17 protein-coding genes are annotated in these 21,641 nt (G+C 67.2%); 2 read left to right on the forward strand and 15 right to left on the reverse strand.

The genetic code is table 11. The features are described 5' to 3' along the window. Positions 1-307 precede the first annotated feature (307 nt). Both ACFQQD_RS11925 and ACFQQD_RS11930 read left to right on the forward strand, forming a co-directional pair. Positions 308-961 (forward strand): acyltransferase, encoded by a 654-nt coding sequence (locus ACFQQD_RS11925; protein WP_378089587.1) that lies wholly within the window; start codon positions 308-310, stop codon positions 959-961. A 119-nt stretch (positions 962-1,080) separates the two neighbouring features. Next, positions 1,081-3,915, forward strand: a complete 2,835-nt coding sequence (locus ACFQQD_RS11930) for a WecB/TagA/CpsF family glycosyltransferase (protein ID WP_378089589.1) — start codon at positions 1,081-1,083, stop codon at positions 3,913-3,915. Here ACFQQD_RS11930 and ACFQQD_RS11935 read toward each other — a convergent pair. Genes ACFQQD_RS11935 through ACFQQD_RS12005 form a run of 15 tightly spaced genes read right to left on the reverse strand, consistent with a single transcriptional unit; the run spans position 3,882 to position 21,356 of the window. Continuing rightward, positions 3,882-5,261 (reverse strand): hypothetical protein, encoded by a 1,380-nt coding sequence (locus ACFQQD_RS11935; RefSeq protein ID WP_378089591.1) that lies wholly within the window; start codon positions 5,259-5,261, stop codon positions 3,882-3,884. The genes ACFQQD_RS11930 and ACFQQD_RS11935 overlap by 34 nt on opposite strands. Then, complete coding sequence (locus tag ACFQQD_RS11940) at positions 5,224-6,081, reverse strand: chain-length determining protein (protein WP_378089593.1); 858 nt, start codon at positions 6,079-6,081, stop codon at positions 5,224-5,226. Before ACFQQD_RS11940 ends, ACFQQD_RS11935 begins: the two co-directional genes overlap by 38 nt. Before the next feature lie 3 nt (positions 6,082-6,084). Beyond that, positions 6,085-7,470, reverse strand: a complete 1,386-nt coding sequence (locus tag ACFQQD_RS11945) for an O-antigen ligase family protein (protein WP_378089595.1) — start codon at positions 7,468-7,470, stop codon at positions 6,085-6,087. After that, positions 7,467-8,390 carry a DUF6492 family protein gene (locus tag ACFQQD_RS11950; RefSeq protein WP_378089597.1) on the reverse strand — a complete coding sequence of 308 codons (924 nt, stop codon included), beginning with the start codon at positions 8,388-8,390 and terminating at the stop codon, positions 7,467-7,469. The genes ACFQQD_RS11945 and ACFQQD_RS11950 overlap by 4 nt, the downstream gene beginning before the upstream one ends. Then, positions 8,387-9,646, reverse strand: coding sequence for a glycosyltransferase family 1 protein (locus ACFQQD_RS11955; RefSeq protein WP_378089599.1), 1,260 nt, complete (start codon positions 9,644-9,646; stop codon positions 8,387-8,389). The genes ACFQQD_RS11950 and ACFQQD_RS11955 overlap by 4 nt, the downstream gene beginning before the upstream one ends. Position 9,647: 1 nt before the next feature. After that, complete coding sequence (locus tag ACFQQD_RS11960) at positions 9,648-10,778, reverse strand: glycosyltransferase family 2 protein (RefSeq protein WP_378089601.1); 1,131 nt, start codon at positions 10,776-10,778, stop codon at positions 9,648-9,650. Next, positions 10,775-12,364, reverse strand: a complete 1,590-nt coding sequence (locus ACFQQD_RS11965) for a lipopolysaccharide biosynthesis protein (protein ID WP_378089603.1) — start codon at positions 12,362-12,364, stop codon at positions 10,775-10,777. The genes ACFQQD_RS11960 and ACFQQD_RS11965 overlap by 4 nt, the downstream gene beginning before the upstream one ends. Beyond that, positions 12,361-13,416, reverse strand: a complete 1,056-nt coding sequence (locus ACFQQD_RS11970) for a glycosyltransferase family 2 protein (RefSeq protein ID WP_378089605.1) — start codon at positions 13,414-13,416, stop codon at positions 12,361-12,363. The genes ACFQQD_RS11965 and ACFQQD_RS11970 overlap by 4 nt, the downstream gene beginning before the upstream one ends. Continuing rightward, positions 13,413-14,636, reverse strand: coding sequence for a DegT/DnrJ/EryC1/StrS family aminotransferase (locus ACFQQD_RS11975; RefSeq protein ID WP_378089607.1), 1,224 nt, complete (start codon positions 14,634-14,636; stop codon positions 13,413-13,415). The genes ACFQQD_RS11970 and ACFQQD_RS11975 overlap by 4 nt, the downstream gene beginning before the upstream one ends. Then, a complete protein-coding gene (locus tag ACFQQD_RS11980) occupies positions 14,633-15,829 on the reverse strand; it encodes a glycosyltransferase family 4 protein (protein WP_378089609.1) in 1,197 nt (398 codons plus the stop codon). Before ACFQQD_RS11980 ends, ACFQQD_RS11975 begins: the two co-directional genes overlap by 4 nt. Next, on the reverse strand, positions 15,826-16,497 hold the full coding sequence (locus ACFQQD_RS11985; protein WP_378090124.1) for an acetyltransferase: 672 nt from the start codon (positions 16,495-16,497) through the stop codon (positions 15,826-15,828). The genes ACFQQD_RS11980 and ACFQQD_RS11985 overlap by 4 nt, the downstream gene beginning before the upstream one ends. A gap of 2 nt (positions 16,498-16,499) precedes the next feature. After that, on the reverse strand, positions 16,500-17,684 hold the full coding sequence (locus ACFQQD_RS11990) for a DegT/DnrJ/EryC1/StrS family aminotransferase (RefSeq protein ID WP_378089612.1): 1,185 nt from the start codon (positions 17,682-17,684) through the stop codon (positions 16,500-16,502). Beyond that, the gene (locus ACFQQD_RS11995) at positions 17,681-18,712 is read right to left on the reverse strand and encodes a dTDP-glucose 4,6-dehydratase (RefSeq protein ID WP_378089614.1); all 1,032 of its coding nucleotides are present in this window, start codon (positions 18,710-18,712) and stop codon (positions 17,681-17,683) included. Before ACFQQD_RS11995 ends, ACFQQD_RS11990 begins: the two co-directional genes overlap by 4 nt. Beyond that, positions 18,709-19,866 (reverse strand): Gfo/Idh/MocA family protein, encoded by a 1,158-nt coding sequence (locus ACFQQD_RS12000; RefSeq protein WP_378089617.1) that lies wholly within the window; start codon positions 19,864-19,866, stop codon positions 18,709-18,711. Before ACFQQD_RS12000 ends, ACFQQD_RS11995 begins: the two co-directional genes overlap by 4 nt. Then, positions 19,866-21,356, reverse strand: a complete 1,491-nt coding sequence (locus tag ACFQQD_RS12005) for a sugar transferase (RefSeq protein WP_378089619.1) — start codon at positions 21,354-21,356, stop codon at positions 19,866-19,868. Before ACFQQD_RS12005 ends, ACFQQD_RS12000 begins: the two co-directional genes overlap by 1 nt. Positions 21,357-21,641 lie beyond the last annotated feature (285 nt).

Below are 21,641 nucleotides of genomic sequence, written 5' to 3' on the forward strand. Positions count from 1 at the left end.
ATAGCGGCTTCATCGCCAGATTATGGGGATCCCGGGGGCCGACCCAGAGTGATGGGCTCCTGCTCCAGACGCCCTTCCCGCTCCCGCACGGGTGATCGGGGCGAACCGGTACGCGGAGAAGCACGTGGTCCCGTCAACCCTCTACTCGACTGCTGCGCGATTCGTCTCCGAGACACGATCCTCTGTTGCCGCCCAACCATCCGGACCCTAGGTTGAGGTTCACGGTCCGCCCGTTACCCCCGACGCGGCAGAGACATCGCCATCCCCGGTGACCGACTGGTGACCGATACTGTCCGGGAGCACCTTGATGACCATCCTCCATACCGAACCATCGTGGCTGTCCGCGCGCGTCGAGCCCTCGGCCGACGTCGGCCCCGGAGCCGAACTCGGCGCGGGTGCCGTGGTGTGGCACCTCGCCCAGGTGCGCGAGAACTGCGTCATCGGCGCCGGTTGCACCATCGGTCGTGGCGCCTATATCGGTCCGGGCGTCGAACTGGGACGAAACTGCAAAATTCAGAACCACGCCCTCGTCTACGAACCGGCGCGGTTGGCGGACGGCGTCTTCATCGGTCCCGCAGCTGTGCTGACCAACGACGAATTCCCGCGCGCCACCAACCCGGACGGCAGCCTGAAACGCGGCGACGACTGGACACGCGTCAGCGTCACCATCGGCACCGGCGCCTCTATCGGCGCACGCGCCGTCTGCATCGCCCCGGTGACCATCGGCGCGTGGGCCACGGTGGCCGCCGGCGCCGTGGTCACCAAGGACGTCCCCGATCACGCCCTCGTCTTGGGTGTGCCGGCCCGGCAGGTCGGCTGGGTCGGCAAGGCCGGACGACCGCTCGTGGCCGACGGCACCGACTGGCGCTGCCCCCTCACCGGCGAGCGCTACCGGGAGACCGCGTCAGGGCTGGAGACTCTGGAGCCGGTGGAGACTGCGGAGACGGCGGAACGACCGTGACGACCGACCCGCCACTCGAGAGTCCAGGTGAGAGTCCGCGTGAGTCTCCACGTGAAACTCCGCGCCGTGCCACGGCACCGGACCACCACTCGCCACCGGAAGCCCTGGAGGACCAGGCCATGACCCATGCCGAGACACGCGTCGACGCCCGTATCGATCTCGGGGGCCTCGTGATCGACCTCATGGACGAGCAGGCCGCCGTCGAATCGATCCTCTCCCGTACCGCCCAGCCGGCGGCGGCCGACCGGCCGGCGGACCCGGGGCGGGCCGGTGACCCACCGCTGGCCGTCGTGTCCGCGAACCTGGACCATGTGGTCCAGTTCGGTCACGACGGCCGATGGCGGCGCACGCTGGGCGACTCTCTGCGCCCCACCCTGACGGACGTCCGCGGTGAGGCGGCCCGCGTGGACTGGCTCACGCTTCTGGACGGGGCGCCGTTGGTGGCCCAGGCTCAGCGACTCACCGGCCGCCCCTGGCCGCGACTGGCCGGGAGCGACCTGATCGGGCCCTTGCTGGATGCGGCGGAGGCAGAGGGCGTCACCGTCGGTTTCCTGGGAGGCTCCTATCTGGTCCAGCGCCTGTTGTCGCGGCAACTCGTCCGCACCCGCCCGGGCCTGGTCATCGCCGGCATGTGGTCTCCGGACCGCAGTGAACTGGCGGATGAGCGGGCGTCCCTCCGGTTGGCGGCGTCCATCGCCGACGCCGGTGTGCAACTGCTCATCGTCGGCCTCGGCAAACCGCGGCAAGAACTCTGGATCTCCCGCTACGGCCCCTCGACGGGAGCCACGGTGCTGCTCGCTTTCGGGGCCGTCGTCGACTTCCTGGCCGACGCCATCCAGCGCGCTCCTCGGCTGGCCAGTGAGAACGGTCTCGAGTGGGCCTGGCGGCTGGCCCGTGAACCCCGGCGGTTGGCCAGGCGCTATCTTCTGGACGATCCTCCTGGTCTGGTCCAGATTCGACGGCACAGCAGGCTGCTCTCACCGAGCGACACCGCTGACGGTGCCCGTGAACCGGTGACGACGGCGACCGCCTTGGTTCCGCAGCGGCGGGCAGAGAGCCACACCACCGCAAGCATGGGGTCGTTCGTCTCACCGGGGCGCCGAGCGGAGGTCGCCGTCGTGACGGTGACCTATAACAGCGAGTCCGCCATCGATCAGTTCGTGGCGAGTCTGCGCCGCGAGGCCTCGAGCATCCGACTGCGACTCATCGTGGCCGACAACGACTCCACGGACCGCACCGTTGAACGACTACGCGCCCATCCCGACGTCGTGGTGGTCCCCACGGGTGGCAACCTCGGGTATGCGGCCGGCATCAACACGGCGAACCGCGCCGCCGGGGAGTCCGAGGCGGTGCTCATCCTCAACCCCGACCTCGAGGTGCTGCCCGGGTCGGTGGCCAGACTGCTCGCCGAGATCCGCTCCGGTGAGGCGAACGTGGTGGTGCCTCGGCTCGTCGATCCGGACGGCGAGACGCAACTCTCGCTGCGCCGCGAGCCCAGCGTCACTCGGGCTCTCGGCGATGCAGTTTTCGGTTCGTGCTGGCCTCAGCGTCCTTCCGCCCTGGCCGAGATCGATGCGGCCCCGGAGAGCTACCAGTTCGGTCACGAGGTGGACTGGGCCACGGGTGCGGCCGTGATGGTCGCGAGCGAAACGGCCCGGCGCATCGGCGACTGGGATGAACAGTTCTTCTTGTACTCCGAAGAGGTCGACTTCTTCAGGCGGGCGCGGGAGCTGGGCGCAGTGGCACGCTATGAGCCCTCCGCGGTCATGATGCACGCCGGCTCCGGCTCGGGATCGTCGCCCCAGCTCACCGCTCTGATGGCCGTGAACCGCCTGCGGTACGTCGCGAAGTATCACCCAGAGCCGATTCCGTCGCTGTACCGTCTGGCGATCACCCTCCACGAGACGCTGCGCAGCCATCGTCCGGAACGACGAGGAGTGCTGCGAGCCGTCTGCGACGAAGCCCGCTGGGACACCCTTCCGGGCCCGACGGCCACCCAGTACCCCGCCAAGGTGCTGACCGGATTTCCCCGGGGCGCCGTCATCATTCCCGCGCACAACGAGGCGGCCGTGATTTCGCGAACCCTCGCCGCTCTGGACCCCGTCCTGCGCACGGGGCGAGTCGAAGTCATCGTGGTCTGCAACGGGTGCACGGACGCCACGGCCGAGTTGGCGGCCGCTGTTCCGGGCGTCCAGGTGATCGAGTCTCCCGTACCGTCCAAGACGGCGGCGATGAATACCGGAGACGACCGGGCGACCCAATGGCCGCGTGTGTACCTGGACGCCGACACGGAGATCAGCCCGACGGCGTTGCGCAAGCTCCTGGAACAGCTGCGGGATCCCGTGCTGGCCGCCCGTCCGTCCTTCCGATACGACGACACCGGGGCCTCGCTGCCCGTCCGAGCGTATTACCGAGCGCGGCGTCGGTTGCCGAGCACCACACGGGCACTGTGGGGAGCCGGCGTCTTCGGACTGACGGAGGCCGGTCACGCCAGGTTCGGACGCTTTCCGGAGGTCACGGCCGACGACTACTTCGTGGACCAGCAGTTCTCCGCCCAGGAGAAAGCCATCGTGGCCACTCCGCCGGTCCTGGTGCGTACGCCCCGGAACGTCTCGTCGCTGCTGCAGGTGCTGCGCCGAAACCATCGCGGCCCCGCTGAGCAACGAGAAGCTCAGGAGGCGGACGTGGCGGTGACCGGCCGTGGGGACTCCGCCTCGGTGTCGACCACCGGCACCAGCCGATCGACAGCGTGGGAACTGGTGCGGTCCGTCAGAGGTCCCGTGAGCATCATGGATGCGCTGTCCTACGGCTCACTGGCGATGGCCCCGCGCCTTCATCACCGCTCACGCCATCTCCGGACGGCCGCAGAGACGGTCTGGGAACGTGACGAGAGCAGCAGAGGGGCCCAGCCCGGGGTGGCTCAGGGTTCGCAGGAGTCAGCGGCGATCTCGTAGAGATGCACCGTCGTCTCGTCCGGGAACCCGTCGGTGAACTGGCCATCGTGGACGGTGAGACGCCGATTCTCACCGACGACGTTCACCGTCGCGTCCCGCACGCAGTCAAGACGGAACCTCGCGCCTCCGGGTTCGGGGCTGGCAGCAGTGCTGAGGATGTAGAGGGATCCCTGATGCCAGGTGACCGTGGCGTCCACATCGCCCTCCACCTGCACGGCACCCTCGATGGTCGGCGCATTGAGCACCGGAGCCATCGACGTGACCTCCGCGTTGATGTCACTCACTCCCTCGAGGAGTGCTGATCCGCAGTCCCGGAGCACATGGAACGTGGGACAGGGCCCCCCGAAGCTGTGACCGAAGTAGACGATTCCCCGTGCTCCGTGAACGAGGCTGCTCCAGACGGCCGCGCGGATCTGAGCCACACTGGGAGGGGCTTCCGTCCCGTCCTGGAACGGTTGGCCGATCTCGATGAACGCCCAGACCGGCTTACTGCCGCGGGGCTCCATGAGGTTCCTCAATCGTTGAACCGTCCACCCGTAGTTGGCTGGAAGGCGACATTCCGACGCGGTGAGAGCCCGTGGCTCCGGCAGCGTGGTGCCACCTTCGTGAACGGCGCAGATGTTCGGGTCCGTGAACCAGTAATTGTCCGCCGAGACCACATCCTGGGGTCCGCTGACGAATCGACTGGCCTCGTGATCCGAGAACCAGAACGTCACGCCCTTGCCGTAGTTGGCATAGGTCATCACGCCCGGTTCGACTCCTGAGGCGAGTTGTTGTTGAACGGTCAGTCCACAAGGCCGCTTCTCATCAAGGCAGATGGGCCCCTGGCCCGGGAAATTGCCCGTCCATTCCCCGCTGCCGGCGCCGGCCCACATGTCGACCTCGTCCCCGAGCACGGCACCGGCCGAATCCGGTGACGACCACGACGTCAAAGCACGTTGCCGCTCGTCGTCCAAGAAATCCAGGTTCGAATCCTCGGTGAGATCCACATAGAGGTTGAGTCCGGCCTCCCGTTCATGGCGCGCCTGGCCCTCATCAGTGACCGAGCTCAGCCACAGTCCGATGGGGAAGTACTCCTCACTCGTGGGCAGTCCGTGCTCAAACCTGCCGTAGTAGTCCACACCTCCGTCCGGTTCGCTCACGGACTTGCCAGCCGAGGAGCCGTCTCCCGACACTCCGGCTCGTCCGTCTCCTTCTGCAGGGCCTTCCGGCGCGTGGCAGCCACCGGCCACGAACGCCATCGCCAAGACCACGGCCGCCATCGAAGGGCGGACCAGGCCATAGAGACGGGTGCCCGGCGACTCCCTCTCAGCGGGCGGCGTGGGCCGGGACCTTGGGTGATTCACGTCCGTGAGCCCTGTCGTCCGGTACCGGGGCTACCGGCACCGGCACGCTAGCGGTCTGGCGCCCCAGTACAGGGAGGTCAGGGGCGTTCCCGCGCAACGCGGGATCAGCCGCCGTGACCCACGTGCCGGTTTCCTTGGTCGACTCGGTTGCCCCGGCGGCGCGCTGCTCGGCTCGAGAACGTGACCGCTGCCGTGCTGCTCGAACGGACTCCGCGAGAGAAACGACTCCGAACAGCACCACGAGTCCGGCCGCCCCGATGAGCAGGGTGGACCGCAGACGGGAGGAAAAGATCTCCTCCGCCGGGGTGGGGCCGCTCACCGGCAGCGCGTCGATCACGTAGAGATCGTCCGCCTGGTTGACCTTCTGGACCTCATACAGGATGCGGCTGAACTCCGCGCTGAGGAAACCAACGGTGTCCCTGGCTGACTGCTTGCTGTCAGCGGAGACGGTCAGCTTCATCAGTCCGGAACTCGTTCCGTCGGGCGGCGAGAGCTCGTATTCGCCCTCCAGCCCGCGTTCCACCAGCCCCTCGTGGACTTCCGCCGAGTTGACCCGGTCGATGACCACTTGGGCCAACAAAGAGGTGTCCTGCCACCGCAGGTAGGGGTTGTCCGCGTTCAGTTTCGCCAAGGAGGGCTCTTCCTCCAGTTCCTGCTCCGTGGGGATCTTCGGCATCGCGAGCGCGAACGTTGCCGTGGATTCGTAGGTGCGCGGCGCCCACAACATGCTGTATGCACACGCGAGCCCGATGAGGAGCACCATGGGCACGGTCACCCACTTGTGCGTCCACATGGTCTTCAGAACGGAAAGCGGATCCATGATTCACCTCTGAGTAGTCGGTGTAGAGAAGGCCCGCGCCGCAATCGGCCCGGGTGGTGGTGTGTTCTGCCGCTTCACCAGCAACCACGCCGTTCCGCCGAGGCCCACGAACAAGGGAGTCAGCAGGGCATAGGTCGAGAAGGACATGGCATCGAAGGTGCCGGCGGACACCGCCGCGACGAACATCGCCGCCGCGACACTGCCGGCCAGGAGCCGCAGCTCGGGGTCATGAGCGTGTTTGGCGGCGAGCAACGACGTCGCAGCAGGCACCAACAGGTAGACCAAGAACGCGACGACGCCGGCGGTCCCCATGGTGACCGCCGACAACAGGTACTGATTGTCGAAGATGTCGAAGACGTTGTCCGGTATCCAGGTCCCCGGGCCGTGGCCCAGGATCGGCCGTTGGACCAACATCTCCCACGCGAGCGGGTAGTCGTCGGTCCGCGTCGAGATGGAGGGATCGCTGTTGCCCGCCGTGGCGGCCCCGGTCAAGGTGGACAGCATCCCGGGTACGGCCAGGAACAACAGAACCAGGACGGACGGGGCGATGATGAGAGACCACCTTCTAGCCACTGTTGGCAGGTGAGGGATCATCACCATCGCGGTCACGGTCAGACCGAGAATGGCCGAGCGGGAGACGGTGACCACATTGCCCGCCAGCAGCAGCGCCGCCGGACTCCACCGCAACCACGGTGAGATCACCGACGAATACAGACCCCACCACACCGACAGGGGCAGCAACATGCTGCACACCACGCCCAGTTCGATGGGATGCATCGTGGTTCCGGCCACCCTGAAGAAATCACCACGAGGCTGAAACACGGTGGCCGAGCCGTCGTTCTCGAATCCGACCAGGAAGGGCTCGAACCAGTCGAGTGGATTGCTGACGGTGGTGAACTGGATCACCGCGACCACGCAACACACCGAGGATCCGGTCAGGAGCCACCCCACCGCCCTGCGGACATCCTCTTTGGAGGTGAGCACCTGCGTCACCGACAGGGTCAGGCCCATTCCGGCGAAGATCAGGAGAAGCCACCGGTCGGCGGAAGCCCGGCCCACCGCATCGGTGGCACCACTGAGCCCGGCGAACATGACCGCATAGCTCAGACATGAGACAACGACCCAGCACATCAGCCCGACCCGTCCCGGGTGGCGGGAGTCCCAGGCGTTGAAACGACCCAAGACTGCGGAAACCAGCCACAGTGCCGTGAGCGCCAGCGCCAGCAGTTGGGGCACACTCCCCGACGCTCCGACGGGGGCCAACACCAGGTAACCGGGAAGACCCAGGAGGGAGAACAGTTGAAGACGCAACAGCAGCGACCCACCCCCGTGAGTCGTTCTCCCGGCCAGCGATCCTCGGTGCAGGACAGCCCGATGGGTGATGGTCATGATGAGGCCGCCGCCCTGAGCTGCGTCAGGACGCGTTCCACCACGGAGCCGTCCGTATCGGAGTTCGACTGGATGTGAACGGCGACGTGGTCGTCGTCGAAACCGGAGATGAACCTCTCCGCCTCCGACACCCCCATGGGGGTCGGTGCCCAGTAACTGTGGCAGAGCGTCGAATCACGCTGGAAGCTGCGGTCCGCCTCGGATCCGGAAGCGCGCACGAAGGTGCCGTACAGAATGTCCTCACTGAAGTGGAGGTGCGTCGCGACGGCCACCGCCCAGGGCTCTCCGGTGACGGCCTCGATGCGCGTCAGGCACCGGCGCAACACCTCGCTGTCCCAGGTGACGAGGCCCGCCACATGGTCCGGGTAGGTCGCACGACCCTCCCACGGCAATCCCAGGAGTTCGTGCGCGGTCCGGCACCACCGATAGTGGCGCTCCATGGCCGGTGATACGGCGTCCTCCAGGGTGTAGAGCCGGACGGCGCCGTCCCGCATCAGTCCGCTCACACTCAGGGGCCGGACCAGCACGACGTCGGAGTCCACATTGACGAAGACGTCCGCCTCCAGGACATGGGCCATGCTCATTTTGACGATCTGCTGCAGTACCCATCCTCGAATGGGCTTCCACGGGCGGCGCCGGCTCAGGGCCGCACAGTTCACCGACGACGGCCATCCCGGGATCTTCCTCATCCGGTCTGCGATCCGGTCGGTGGCCACCAGTCCGGGAGGAATGACCTCCTGGTAGGTCCACACGCGCAAGCGGTCGGAACCAATGGACCGGAAATGCTTGACGTCGAGAGCGGGAACGATCACATGGTGAGTCACCGCGTCATCGGTGAAGCGGCGGACGGATTCGTGCAGTCTGCGGAAGCCCTCCAGATCCGGCCGGTACGAGGGGGTGATCAAGGCGAGCGTGCTCATGACCGTGCCGCCGTCCAGAAGCGGACACGGCTCTCGATGAACTCCGCTGTCCGGGCCTGGGTGTGGGCCCAGGACGACTGCCGGTCCTGAGCGATACGCCGAGCACGCTCCGCGATCGTCGTCTCGCTCACGCTCACGGTGGTCGCCAGTGCCGCGGTAAGTCCCTCTGGCGTCCCCGGCGCCCAGACGGCGTGCGGAGAGTCCAGATCGAGTCGAGGGCCGGGGGCATCGTTGAGCACGGGGACGTTGCCGGCCGCCAACAGCTCGCCCGGGACCAGGGATACGTTGGTGAAGGACATCGCCAGGCTCGCCACGGTCCGGTTGTACAGGCGATTGAGCTCTTCCGGAGGGACCGAACCATGCTGGATGACCGGAATGGTCCAGCCGTGGACGCTGTCTCCCACGATGTGGATGGGCTCGTCCGGCAGCACCTCGTGGAAGCGCTCGAGTGCGGCGCGAGCGAGCAGATACCCACGGCGGTCAACGGTGCGCTTGGCGTAGTACACCACTCCTCGGCGCGGTGTCCGCTCGCCGTCCTCGTCCGGCAACAGTCGATACGTGTCGATGTCGCAACCGAAAGGGACCACCAGATCCGGGGCCACGTTCGCCTGGACCTCCAGCTCGGTGGCCACCATCCGTCCCAGTGCAATGGTCTGGAGGCCGAATGAATAGCTCGCCTCGGCCAGGCCGTACAGATACCCGCGGGGGTAGAAAAAGGGCTCGTAGTCCTGAATGAAGTAGAACGGCACCGCGGTACCGTGCCGGCCGGCCACCACGTGCGCCGTGGGCCAGCCACTCGCCACAACGGCATCGAAGTGGTCGAGTCCATCCGCCGCGCTGGCGATGCTGGCCGTCAGGCCCGGCCAGCTCTGCCGCAGCGTGGACTCATGGCGGGACACATCATCCGAGTGGGGGTCGTACAGCACCACCGTGCAGTCGTGCCCTCGGTCCTCCATCGCTGAGACCATCCGGAACAGCGTGGTGTGGCCTCCGGAGCCGCGGCTGGGCGGAAAGCAGACCCACCCGATCCGCAGTCGTTCTGCCGTTCGTCCCTGTTCGACGGGCAGCGCTGGCAACTCCGGCAGCGCTGGGCCGGAGTACACGTCTTCCGGTCGCATCGGCAGGGTCGGTTCATCACCGCCACAGGCTTCGTTGATGCTCTTCAGTCCGCGCCTGGCCACAGCTTGGCCCGCGCGTCGCCAGCCCTCGTTCTTGATCCGGGACCGGACTGCCGCTGCGTACGTGGTCATCGACATCTCAGAACTCTCCATTCCTATGCCAGTTCCGCCAAGCGGCGTCATTCTTCACCCGTGCCCGGAAACGCCGGACCAGGGAGGCGGCGTGGTCCGCCAGGGACCGGTCACGTGCTGCCCGCGCCAGGATGCGCTCTCGACGCACCAGGTTCTCCCGGGTCTGTTCGACGGGAAGCGCCCGAAGACGGTCGAATCGCGGTGAACGGCCCCCGTCGACGTCGATCTCGTGCTCGAGGAGGTCGAGCACCTCTCGGTCCAGAGTCCGCCGGACCGTGCGGTGTGCGTCGTCTGCCCAGTCGAGCTCTCCGGCCAGACCGGCGAAGAGCGTCTCGAACGCCAGCCGACGTTCGATCAGGTCCACGACCACATCCACTTCTCGGGCGGACAGGCTGGCCGGGTGGTCTCGGTGCCATGCTTGGTCGGCCCCGTGGACATAGCCGACATCGCTGAACGAGGCGAGCCGCAGCCACATCTCCATGTCATGGGTGTGAGCGAGATCCTGCTGTCCACCCACCCGGTCGACCACCGACGTGCGCATCACTACTTCAGCCGACGTGATGACGTTGCGGGCGTCGGCGCAGCGATCCCGCACCCACTCGGCACCCGGCCACAGGATCCACGAGGTGGCGCGCTTTCGAGCCGGGGGCAGCGCGTGGCCGTCGATGAAGTGGACCGGGTGTCCGTACACCAAGCCCACGGACGGGTACTCCCGAGCCAGTCGGATGGCTCGGACCAGTGATCCGGGCGTCAGGAGGTCGTCGGCGTCCAACCGGACGAGGAATTCTCCGTCGGCCTCGGCGATTCCCCGATTGAAGGCCTCGACCGGGCCTCGGTTCGTGTAGTGCCGGACCAGGTGAACGCGTGGATCCGCTGACGCGAGTTGCTGAGCCACCTCGGCGCTGTCATCGGTGGAGCAGTCGTCCACGACCACCACGCTGACCTCCACGCCGGGTTGCTGGAGCGCGCTGCCCACGGCACCCGGAAGAAAGCGCCCATAGTTATAACAGGGAATGACGACCGTCACCGTGGCCAGGGGAACCGAGGCCTGCGTCGGGACGTCCCGCGTCTTCTCGTCCTGCCACAGGGCGGGGACCGGGATCCGCCGTCGGCAGCTCAGGGTGGTGTCGATGCTCATGGTGTTCCTTCCAAGGCGCGTGAAGAGCTTGCCGACGTGCTGGAGGTGCCCTCGTGGCGAGGTTCGATAGGGGGTTCGATCAAGTCCTCGGAGCCCAGCTGCCGTGCTGTGGCGATGCGGGCCACCATCCATCGCCACAGCAAGCCGGCGTAGACGGCCGTGCCGACCAGGCCGCCCAGCAGCAGTTCGATCAACGGCGCTCCGGCGAACCCGGCGACATCAGCAAACCCAGCACGCTCACTGAGCTCACTGAAGGAGGTCACCAACCAGACGGCTGCGCCTGCCGGAACGGAGGCAGCCAGGGGCGGCCAGAACGAGGACCACCCTGCTCGGAGATCCACACCGACACGGCCCAGCGCTCGCGCGTAGAGGCCGAGCAGGACCACACTGACGATCAGCTGCGCCAGGGCCGCGCCGTGGATGCCCCACCCGAGAATGGACACCACCAGAGCCGGTATCAGCAGGGCCATCCAGGCCACCTGTAGCCAGAAGACCCGGCCGGACTCACCCCGGGCCAACAGGTACGACGTCGCCAAGTCCAGAACCGTTCTCAGCGCCCCGAAGCCGCCGAGCATCATCAGCAGAGGGGCGGCCGCCAGCCAACGGGCGCCGTACAGCAGTTCGATGGCCGGCGCGGCCAGCACGATGAGCATCAGTCCGGCCACCGCCGCCACACCCCACACCGGTGCCAAGGTGATGGCCAACGACCGGTCCCGGTCACCGCCCGCGACCCGGGAGAAGGCCGGAAGCGAGACCGAGCGGACCACTTGTCCGAGTACGCTCATGGGCCAGTTGGCCACGTTGAACGCCAAGAAATAGAACCCCAGGGCGGTGGCGCCCGCGAGTCCGGAGACCAGGATTTTGTCCGCGCCGAGCAACGCCCACGACAAGAGGTTGGCTCCGGCGACCGGTACTCCGAAGGCCACCGCGCCGCGGGCTATCGTCCCATCCCAGCCGAACCGCGGACGCTCCCCCACGAGGACGAACTGAACGATGACGGCGGCGAGCTGGGCGGCAACTCGGGAGACGGCCAGCGCCATGACACCCCAACCGTCCATCACCAGCACGACGATCACCGCGGTCCCGACGACGAAGTCGACGACGGCGACCAGGAACACCTGCTTCTGACGGAAGGTGCACTGCAAGGTAGCGTAGGGCACCACTCCGGCGCCGGCGATCAGCAAGGTCAGAGACATCACCGCGAGCACGGGACCGGCGTCCGAGGCGCCCAGGACGTCCGCCAGGGGCTGTGACACGCTCATCATCGCCAGCGTCAGGACCGCCGAGATCACCAGTGCGAACGTTGCCACGGTCGGTGCCTTGCGACGGTGGTCGGCGGACCGGATCAAGTCCGTGCTGAGCCCGAAGTCCGCCAGGGTCATGAGCACGGCCTGGACGGTGAGCACCACGGCGTACAGACCGAACTGTTCGGGGGTGAACACCCGAGCCAGAAAAATGCCCAGGGAGAAGGTTCCCAGTCGCAGAACGATGCTGCTGACGGTGCTCCAGGCCAGCCCTCTCCGAATGCCCTGCCCCACATTCGCGGAGCCCTGCACGGACGTGCGTGGCGAACGATGGCGTCTCATATCCCGAACCGCCTCCACCGTCTCCAGCGCAGGCTCCAGGTGAGCCGGTAGAGCGTCTCGTCAACACGGTCCGCCCAGCCGTACTCGGAGTCATCCCGCTGTTCCAGGGCGGCCCAACCACGGGCGCGGCGGATCGTGGGATCACAGTCGGCGGCCAACTCCATGAGCTGCCGGACGACGGGGTCATGACCGTCCCGGCGTCGCCAGGATCTCTTGGCCTCGCGGTACATCTCCCGGGACAGTCTGCTCATGGCCAGCTGGACCAGGCGCCGGCGCTCGTGGTTCGGCAACGTGGGCAGGTCAGCGATGCTCCGGAACACCTCGAGTCGAGCAGTGGTCTCCCGCACCACTCCGCTCAGGCCGGTGCGGTGCATATTGTTCCCGTGGACGCGGTAGTAGGCCTGTGCCGGCCCATTGACCCGCCCGACGTCGGACATCGCCGCCGCTCGAATCCAGAGTTCCATGTCCGCTGCCTGAGGCATGTCCTCCCGGTAGCCGACCAGTTCGGCCATCACCGTGGTCCGCAGAACGGCCTCAGGGTTGACGATCAGATTGTGCCCGCGACGGCACATTCGTTCGATCCACTCGAGCCCGTCCCACACGGTCCACGTCTCCCGTCGGCGGCCCATGGTCGGCGGCACCGTCTCGAACGCCGGTGCGTATCCGTACACCAGGCCGACCGAGGGCTCGGCTTCCATGAGGTTGGTCGATCGCCGGAGCGATCCCGGAGAGAGCACGTCGTCGGCCGAGAGCAAGACGACGTAGTCGCCCCGGGCCTGTGCCAAGCCGTCGTTGTACGTCGTGATATGCCCTTGATTGACCTCGTGCAGGACGGTGTGGACACGGCGGTCCAGTTGGCTGAGAGCCACGGCCACGTTCTGGCTGCCGTCGGTCGAACAGTCGTCGACGATGATCACGTCGACCTCGACGCCCGGCTGGTCCAGGGCCGATGCCACGGCCTGAGGAAGAAAGTGACCGTAGTTGAAACAGGGAATGACGACGGTGACTCGGGGCGACGACGGCGCCGGAGACGGCTTGACCCGCCGGCTCATACCGACGCACCGCTCTCCGGGAAAGAGGTCGCTGAACCCGCATGGATCGCTCCGGTCAGCACCGCGACCACTCGTTCCTGCTGTGCCGCCGTGATGTGCGGCGAGATCGGCAGAGAAAGCAGCCGGTCGGCGGCGGCCTCCGTGACGGGAAACGCCCCGCGGGCGAGTCCCAAGTGCTCATAGGCCTGCGTGAGATGGACGGGCACCGGATAGTGGACACCGGCACCGATTCCGGCCGCCCGCAGTACCTCCAGCACCCGGTCACGGTTCTCGACGTGGACCGTGTACAGATGCCACACGTGATGGTTGCCCTCCGCCTCGCTCGGCAGCTGAACGGTGCCGGCGGAGGCGAGCTCGGAGAGCAATTCCGCGTACCGGTCAGCGGCGGCCCTGCGTTGGGCGTTCCATCGTTCCAGTCGCATCAGCTTGGCCCGCAGCACGACGGCCTGAACCGTGTCCAGTCGCGAGTTCATGCCCACGGTCGTGTGCTGATATTTGGCCGGGCTGCCGTGTTCCCCGAGCACGCGCACTCGGGCGGCCAGGCCGGCGTCGTTGGTCACCACGGCGCCCGCGTCCCCGGCCGCGCCGAGGTTCTTGCCGGGATAGAAACTCGTCCCGGCCGCGAGCCCGAGCCCACCGGCGCGCCGGCCCAGCCGCGAGGCGCCGTGCGCCTGAGCCGCGTCCTCAATTATGACGACGCCGGCCCGTTCGGCCCCATCGGCGAGCTGCTCCAGGAACGCGGTCTGACCGTAGAGGTGCACCGGCATGATCGCTTGAGTCCGGCCGGTGATGGCCTCGATCGCCGCGGCGGGATCGATGAGCAGGTGGTCCGGATCCACATCCACCAGGACCGGCACGGCCCCGATCCGGCTGACCGCCTCGGCCGTGGCGATGAAGGTGTTGGCCGGCAGAATGACCTCTCCCCCGGCACGAACTCCCGCGGCGCGCAGTGACAGCTCGAGCGCATCCGTTCCATTGCCGACCCCCACGCATTCGGAGACCCCGAGGAAGGACGCGAACTCGGATTCGAAGGCCTTCACGTCCGGACCGCCGATGAAGGCCGTCGACTCGAAGACCCGGCGGAGTCCTTCCTGGACCTCGTCATCGATCTCCCGCTGTTGGGCCGAGAGATCGACGAAGGCAAGAGGCGGTTCTGTTCCAGGGTCGGGCGCCGGGACGGTCGCTGTGCTGCGGGTCTGGGTGGTGGTCTGAATGCTCATGCGATTGCTCCTTCTCGGGCCCATTGCTCGCGGGCCACCACGGACCCGAAGCGCATGGAGGTGTAATATCTGGCGCTCCCCGCAGCGGACCGGACCAGCGATCGGACCATGGTGCTGCGATCGCCGGCGCTGTGGGCCGTGTCCTCATAGATCGCCGCCAGGCGGTCTGCCGCCGTGTCCAGGCCGTAGCGGCCGACCACGAGCTCACGTCCGAACGAACCCAGGCGGGCCCGCAGTTCAGCCGACTCCACGAGCTGATCGACAGCTCGGGCCAGATCGCCGGCACCGGCCCCGCCCCGGCCATACCAACCGCCGTGCAGGAATTCGGGTGCCGATTCCTCCGTGAGCAGTCGCCAGAATCCGGCCTCGCCGTGCACCACGAGTGGCTTGGCGTGCGCGAGGCCTTTGAGAGCCGAGGAACCCATGCCCAGCACCACGTCCGCTGCCTCGTAGACCGGTGAGCTGTCGAGCTGGAAGCCCAGGGCGTGCACCACCGTCCGGCCGTGACGGTGGTTGACGGCCGCGGCCCGCTTCTCGACAGCCTCCCGGCCCTCGCCATCGCCGGCAATGAGCAGTCGTACCGGCCGAGCGGCCGCCATGCGGTCCACCACACGGATCGCCTCCAAGACGCCTTGGACCTTCTCGAGAGCGGTGGTGAGCATCGAGACCACCGAGATCACCAGCGTCTCGTCGGGGATATCCCATCGTCTCCGCGCGGCAGGGACGTCCGTGCTGCGGTAGCGGGTCATGTCCACGGGCGGTTCCACCAGATACGAGGTGCGGCCCTGATCCCTCATCCGCTGCTGCAGTTCCGGGGTCCCGACGACGATCGGCACGTGCGTGGGCAGAAAACGCGGGATCTCCATGGACATCACGGACATCAACAGCGGGATCCGCCGACCGCTGCCGAACGCCGCCTGCAGGCACGGTCGCCACTCGTAGGCGTGGATCAGCTCAATGCCGTGTCGGCGCACCGTCTCCGCCATCTTTCGCGACCAGGCCAGCGCGGGAGCCTCCGGCGCGGGGGCCTCGACCCATTCGAGATCGACGCTCCGCAGGAGTCCGGTCAGCAGGCCCGGAGCCGCGAAGACCACCGGGTCATGACCGTACCGACGCATGGCCATGGCCAGTTCGATGGCATTGAGCTGGCTGCCTCCCATGCCGGACTGGTGAGGGCACACGAGGATTCTCATGATCGCACTCCTTCCGTAAGCGGACTGTTCTGCGGCAGTTGCCGGGCCGGGTTGCCCGCCCAGGTCTGGCCGTCCGGAACATCGTGGAGCACCACGGATCCCATCCCGACGACGGCGTCCCGTCCCACGCGGACGTCCTGCCGGACGGAGGCCTGCATCCCGAGATAGGACCGCGAGCCGATGTGGACGCGGCCGGCGACGGTGACCCCGGCCGCGGTGGTCACGTGGTCGCCGAGGACATCGTCATGGGTCAGTACCGTGTTGGGCATGAGCACGGTTTGACGCCCCACGGTGACGTCACCGGTGAGCACTGAGCCGGCCAACACGATAGAGCCCGCGCCGATGCGCGATCCCCCGCCGACCATCACGGAGGGATGAACGTGCACGGCGTACCGGCTCTCGTCCACACCCAGCTTCACCAATCGGTCCTCAAGAGCGGCCCGGCCACGGCCCTGTCCGGCGCAGAGCAGTAAGCGCTCCGGACGGCGGGCGGCGACGCCCACGCCGCCGAGCACCGGCACCCCGTCGAGTACCAGCCCGTGCAGTGCCTCGTCGTCGTCGAGGAATCCCACCACGTCATCCCCACCGGAGTTCCGCCGGGATGACCTGATGGAGGCGAGTGTTTCCCGGGCCAAGCCGCTGGCGGCCACCAGAAGAATTTGTGTCATGGTCACGGGCACCCGATGGGCGTGGAGCGATGCCTCACAGTGCGGGGAGACTCGGACGCCGCCCGAATACTGTCGGTCACCTGTCGGTGCTCGCTCTCCGTCATGGCGTGGAAGACGGGCAGGATCAGGGTGTTGTCGGTCAGCCGCTCCGTCACCGGCAAAGCCGTCACCACACCGGAATGCCCGGCATATGCTCCTTGACGATGGGCTGCCATGATGCCGCGACGGGCCGAGATGCCGTCGGTCGCCAGCCATTCGAGCAGCTCTTCCCGGTTCAGGGGGAAGTCCGGCAGCACCTCGATCCAGAAGGACTGGAAGTTGGAAGTGCCGTAGTCCGGGTCGGTGATGTACCGAAGCCCGGGCATCGTGGACAGGACCGCTCGGTAATCGTTCGCCAGGGCGCGCCGCCGCCGGACCATCTCCGCCAGCTTTCCCAGTTGGACCAGTCCCATCGCGGCCTGGAGATCCGTCATCCGGAAGTTGAAGCCGACCTCCGGATAGCTCTCCTGGACCGGGAGGATGGAGGTATGCCGTTCGGCCGCGGAAACGTCCATGGAATGTTCACGCAGTCGGCGGGCGCGGGCAGCCCATTCCGGGTTGTCCGTGGTGAGCATCCCTCCTTCGCCGGTGGTGAGGATCTTGCGCGGATGGAAGGACCAGGCCGTGACGTCCGCCCCTGCGCCGACGGGCCGTCCCCGGTACGTCGATCCGGCACCACAGGCCGCATCCTCGATCAGGGCCAGCGAGTGGCGGTCGCACAGGTCGCGGATGGGATCCAGATCCACGGGCATCCCACCCTGATCGACCGCAATGACAGCGGTCGTCAGAGGGGTCAGCACCGCTCCCAGAGTGTCGGCGGTGACATTTCCCGTGAGGAGGTCGACGTCGGCGAATACCGGACGCGCTCCCAGATACGTCACCGCGTTCGCGGTGGCGATGAAGGAGAACGACGGAACGATCACGTCATCACCGGCCTTCACTCCGGCGACGACCAGGGCGAGGTGCAACGCGGTGGTGCAGGACGAAGTGGCCACTCCGTGCGAGACCTCATGGGCGGCGCTGAAGGCACGTTCGAATTCGGTGGTCCGCGGTCCCTGGGCCACCCACCCCGAGGCGATGACCCGGGAGACGGCCTCGATTTCCTCCGGGCCCAGCCAGGGCTTCATCACGTTGATGCGTTCGCTCATGCCGGGATCGCCGTTCCAGACCAGTTCGTCGCGGCGACGTCGGCCATCAGGTCCTCGGGCGACCTGCCGCAAGCGCGGAACCAGTCGACGAGATCCGCGATGCCCTCGGAGAAGTCGACCTGAGGATTCCAGCCCGTCAGTTCGGTCATTCGGCGGTGGTCCACGACGAGTCGGCGAACATCCCCGGGACGATCCGGCAGCTGGACGGGCGTCACCTCCGGACGCCCGACGGCAGCGGCGATGACCTCGCACAGCCTCCTCATGGAGACCTCGAGTCCGGTGCCGAGATTGACCGTCTCGCCCACAGCGTCGGCGCACTCGGCCAACGAGATCAGTCCGGCAGCGGTGTCCTGCACGTGCATGAAGTCACGCGTCTGTTCCCCGTCGCCGTACAGCACCGGGGCGCTGCCGTTCAGCAGGCGCACGATTGTCCGCGGGATGATCTCTCCGCTGTCCCCCTCGTGGTGACTCCGCGGTCCGTAGGTGTTGAAGGGGCGGGCCACGATCGCCGGCAGACCATAGGTGCGGTACATGGCCCGGGAATACGCTTCCCCGGCAAGCTTGCCACCGCCGTACACCGTCTCCGGCCACGTCGGGTGCCGTTCATCCATCGGTGCGTACTGCGCGGTGCCGAAGACCTCGCTGCTGCTGACATGCACGAGCAGTCGCACGCCGGCATCGCGGGCGGCCAGTCCGACGGTCAGGGATCCCTCGGCATTGACCGCGTGGTTCTCCTCCGGCGCATGCAGACTGTGCCGCACACCCAGGCAAGCGAGGTGGAAGACGACGTCGGCCCCCGCCATGGCTTCATCCATCGCCCGCCGGCTGCGGATGTCGGCCACGCGGAGAGTCAGCCGCGGATCGTCTGCCCACTGGGACAGGTTGTCTTCCGTGCCGTTGATCAACGTGTCGACCACCGTCACGGATACCGGTTCACGATCGCGGAGCAACGCGTCCACGAGATGACTGCCGATGAATCCGGCACCACCGGTCACAACGATTCTGGCTCCGTTCAGGTCAGAGTTCACAGTGCTGCCTCCACAGGTGCTGAAGTCTGGGCCTGGACCGTCATATGTCGGGCAGTCACGGCGTCCACCACCGCCGTCCTGGCGGACTCACCCACGGAGGTCCTGGCTCCACCGGCGCCCAGGCTGGAACTGGCGGCTTCCAGGACGGACAGCACGCGGAGGGCGGAGCGTCCATCAGTGGGGGCGGGCCGGCTGGTGCGGATGGCTCCGGCAAAGGACGAGACCATCAGTCCCAGCGGTTCGAACTCGGACAGCGCCGGAGACCACGTGTCGCCCAGGCGGTAGGAGATGGCCGCGCCCTTGCGGGAGGCCGCGTCCCCGAGCACCTGTTCCTGACGTCCCAGGTCCACGCCGCGGTCGAAAATGCTCAGCCGCTGCTGCGGGTTCAGGTCGTCCCACACCAGCGTCTTCTTGCTGCCCCCGACCACCATCTGGCGAATCTTCGTTGGTGAGAGCCAGTTGACATGGATGTGTGCCAACGCGCCGTTGGCCAGAGGCAAACCGAGGTACCCGACGCAGGCCTTCCCCGATCGCAGCGGATCTGCACCCTGGGCCGAGACCGAGAGCGGTTCCAGACCTCCGGGCAGAATGAAGTCGAGAATGGACAGGTCATGCGGGGCGAGATCCCAGAAGACATCCACGTCCGGCTGCACGAGCCCCAGATTGATGCGCACGGAGTCCACATACAAGATCTCCCCCAGCTCGCCGGAGGCGATGAGGTCACGCATCTTGATGACGGCCGGCGTGTAACAATACGTATGGTCCGCCATCAGAATGGTGCCTGCCGCCCGGGCGGCCTCGACCATCTCGAGACCCTTCTCGCTGGTGTCCGCCAGAGGCTTCTCCACCACTACGTGCTTGCCGGCGGCGATGGCCTGCATGGCGATCGGGTAGTGGGTGCGGGCCGGCGTCGCGATGGCGACCGCGTCGACGTCGTGCTTCGCCAGCAGCTCGTCCACGGAGGCGACCACGGCCGGGTTGCCCGTCTTGCGCGACAGGTCCACGGCCCGTTCCTGGTCCATGTCGCAGATGGCGACCAGCTCCCAGTCGGTGCTCATGGCGAAGTTGCGGGCGAGGTTCGGCCCCCAGTAGCCGGCACCGATTACGGCGACGCGGAGGGCGGGATGGACGGTGGCGTCGGCGGCGATACTCATCAGTACGCTCCTTCGGGTTGGATCATGACTTTGAAGGTGCGCCACATGATCTGCAGATCGCCCGTGACGGACCAGTTTTCGACGTAGTACAGATCGAGGCGGACACTTTCGTCCCACCCCAGGTTGGAGCGGCCGTTGATCTGCCACAGCCCGGTCAGCCCGGGTTTGATGTAGAGACGGCGGCCTTCGTGCCCCGCATAGGTGGCCACCTCCGCCGGCAGCGGAGGCCGGGGGCCGACCAAGGACATGTCCCCCTGCAGGACGTTCCAGAACTGAGGAAGTTCATCCAGCGAATGGCGCCGCAGGACCTTTCCGATCCGCGTGACGCGAGGGTCGTCCTTGAGCTTGAACAGCGGCCCCGCTCCGTCGTTGCCGGTGACCAGTTCCTGCTTTTCGTCCTCTGCCGTGGCCCGCATGGTGCGGAACTTGTACATCCGGAATCGCCGGCCTCGCCGGCCGATGCGGGTCTGCGTGAAGAACACTCCCCCGGGCGAATCGCGGTGGATGAGCACGGCGAGGACGGCGAAGAGAGGCGAGAGCACCGCCAGGGCCAGCGCGGCGACGACGACGTCCATCGTCCGTTTGATCAGGTGTCGGCCCCCGTCGAAGGTCGGCTGCTCCACATGCATCAACGGCAGACCTTCGACCGGGCGCACGCTGATCCGGGGACCGGCCACGTTGGTCAGAGAAGACACCAGGATGATCTCGGTCTTGGATTCCTCCAGCGACCAGGCAAGGTCCCGAATCGTGCGGCTGCCACCGGAGAGCTGCCCGGCCACGATCACCGCGTCGGCGCGCAGCCGATCCACCGCGGTATTGACCTGCGCGGTGCCCATGAAACTCGGCGCGTGGAGCGCCAGCGCGTCGATGCCTGCTTCTTCTTCGGCATTTTCGGCATCTCCGGTAGGGGCGGGGCCATCCAGGACAACGCCGACAACCCTGTAGGCAGCCCCGGATTTCCGCTCGATCTGATGCAGCACATAGCGGACGTCGGCCGACTGGCCCACCACCACGACGTCGGACAGCGCCCGGCCGTGGATGCGGCCCCGGTGCAGCCACGTCCGCCAGAGCCACCGGTTCACCAGGAGCCCGGCCAATCCGGCGGGGAAAGCGATCAACAGGTAATACCGGCCACCGATGCCATCGATCAGCAGAGCCAGGATGGCGTACACGCCGGCGGTGGCGGCCGTGGCATCGATCACGCGTTTGTACTCTGCAGAGCCGACGGCCATACCGCGTGGTGAGCGAGTACGGAACAGCTGAAGCAGGATGGTCCAGAGGACCACCACGACTCCAGCGACGACGACGGCCGGCCGGTCCGGGTCGGTGAACGCCTGCATGGAGACGTATCCCGCCAGGGCGCTGGCGAGAACCACCACCGTGACGTCCGTCAGCAGGACGCCGCGGCGGTAGCGGTCACGCCAGTACGTGGCGGTGCGCGATGCTGACGCGACCGCAGGTGCGGAAGAGGCTGGGCCAGCTGAAGACACTGCACCAGCTGCGGAGACGGTGGACGGAGACGGTGCACGGAACGGCGGTTCGCTGTCGTGCGGGGGGACGGTTACGCGCTCGAGGGCCTGGGACATGGTCAGATCCCGGACCCGTGCCGGCGCGCGGCAAAAGAATCATCGTGCATGGAGAACTCCCACCGGGGGTTGGTGGGGGACCCGCCCATGAGCGTGGCGACTGGTCCCCGAGGTGGGTTGCCGGGGATGGACAACCCGTTCGGACACCTCGAGCGTAGGTTCGCCACCGCTCGTTCCACACCCGTATCG

Origin of the sequence: Citricoccus sp. GCM10030269, from assembly GCF_042665635.1 — a bacterium.
GTDB lineage: Bacteria > Actinomycetota > Actinomycetes > Actinomycetales > Micrococcaceae > Citricoccus.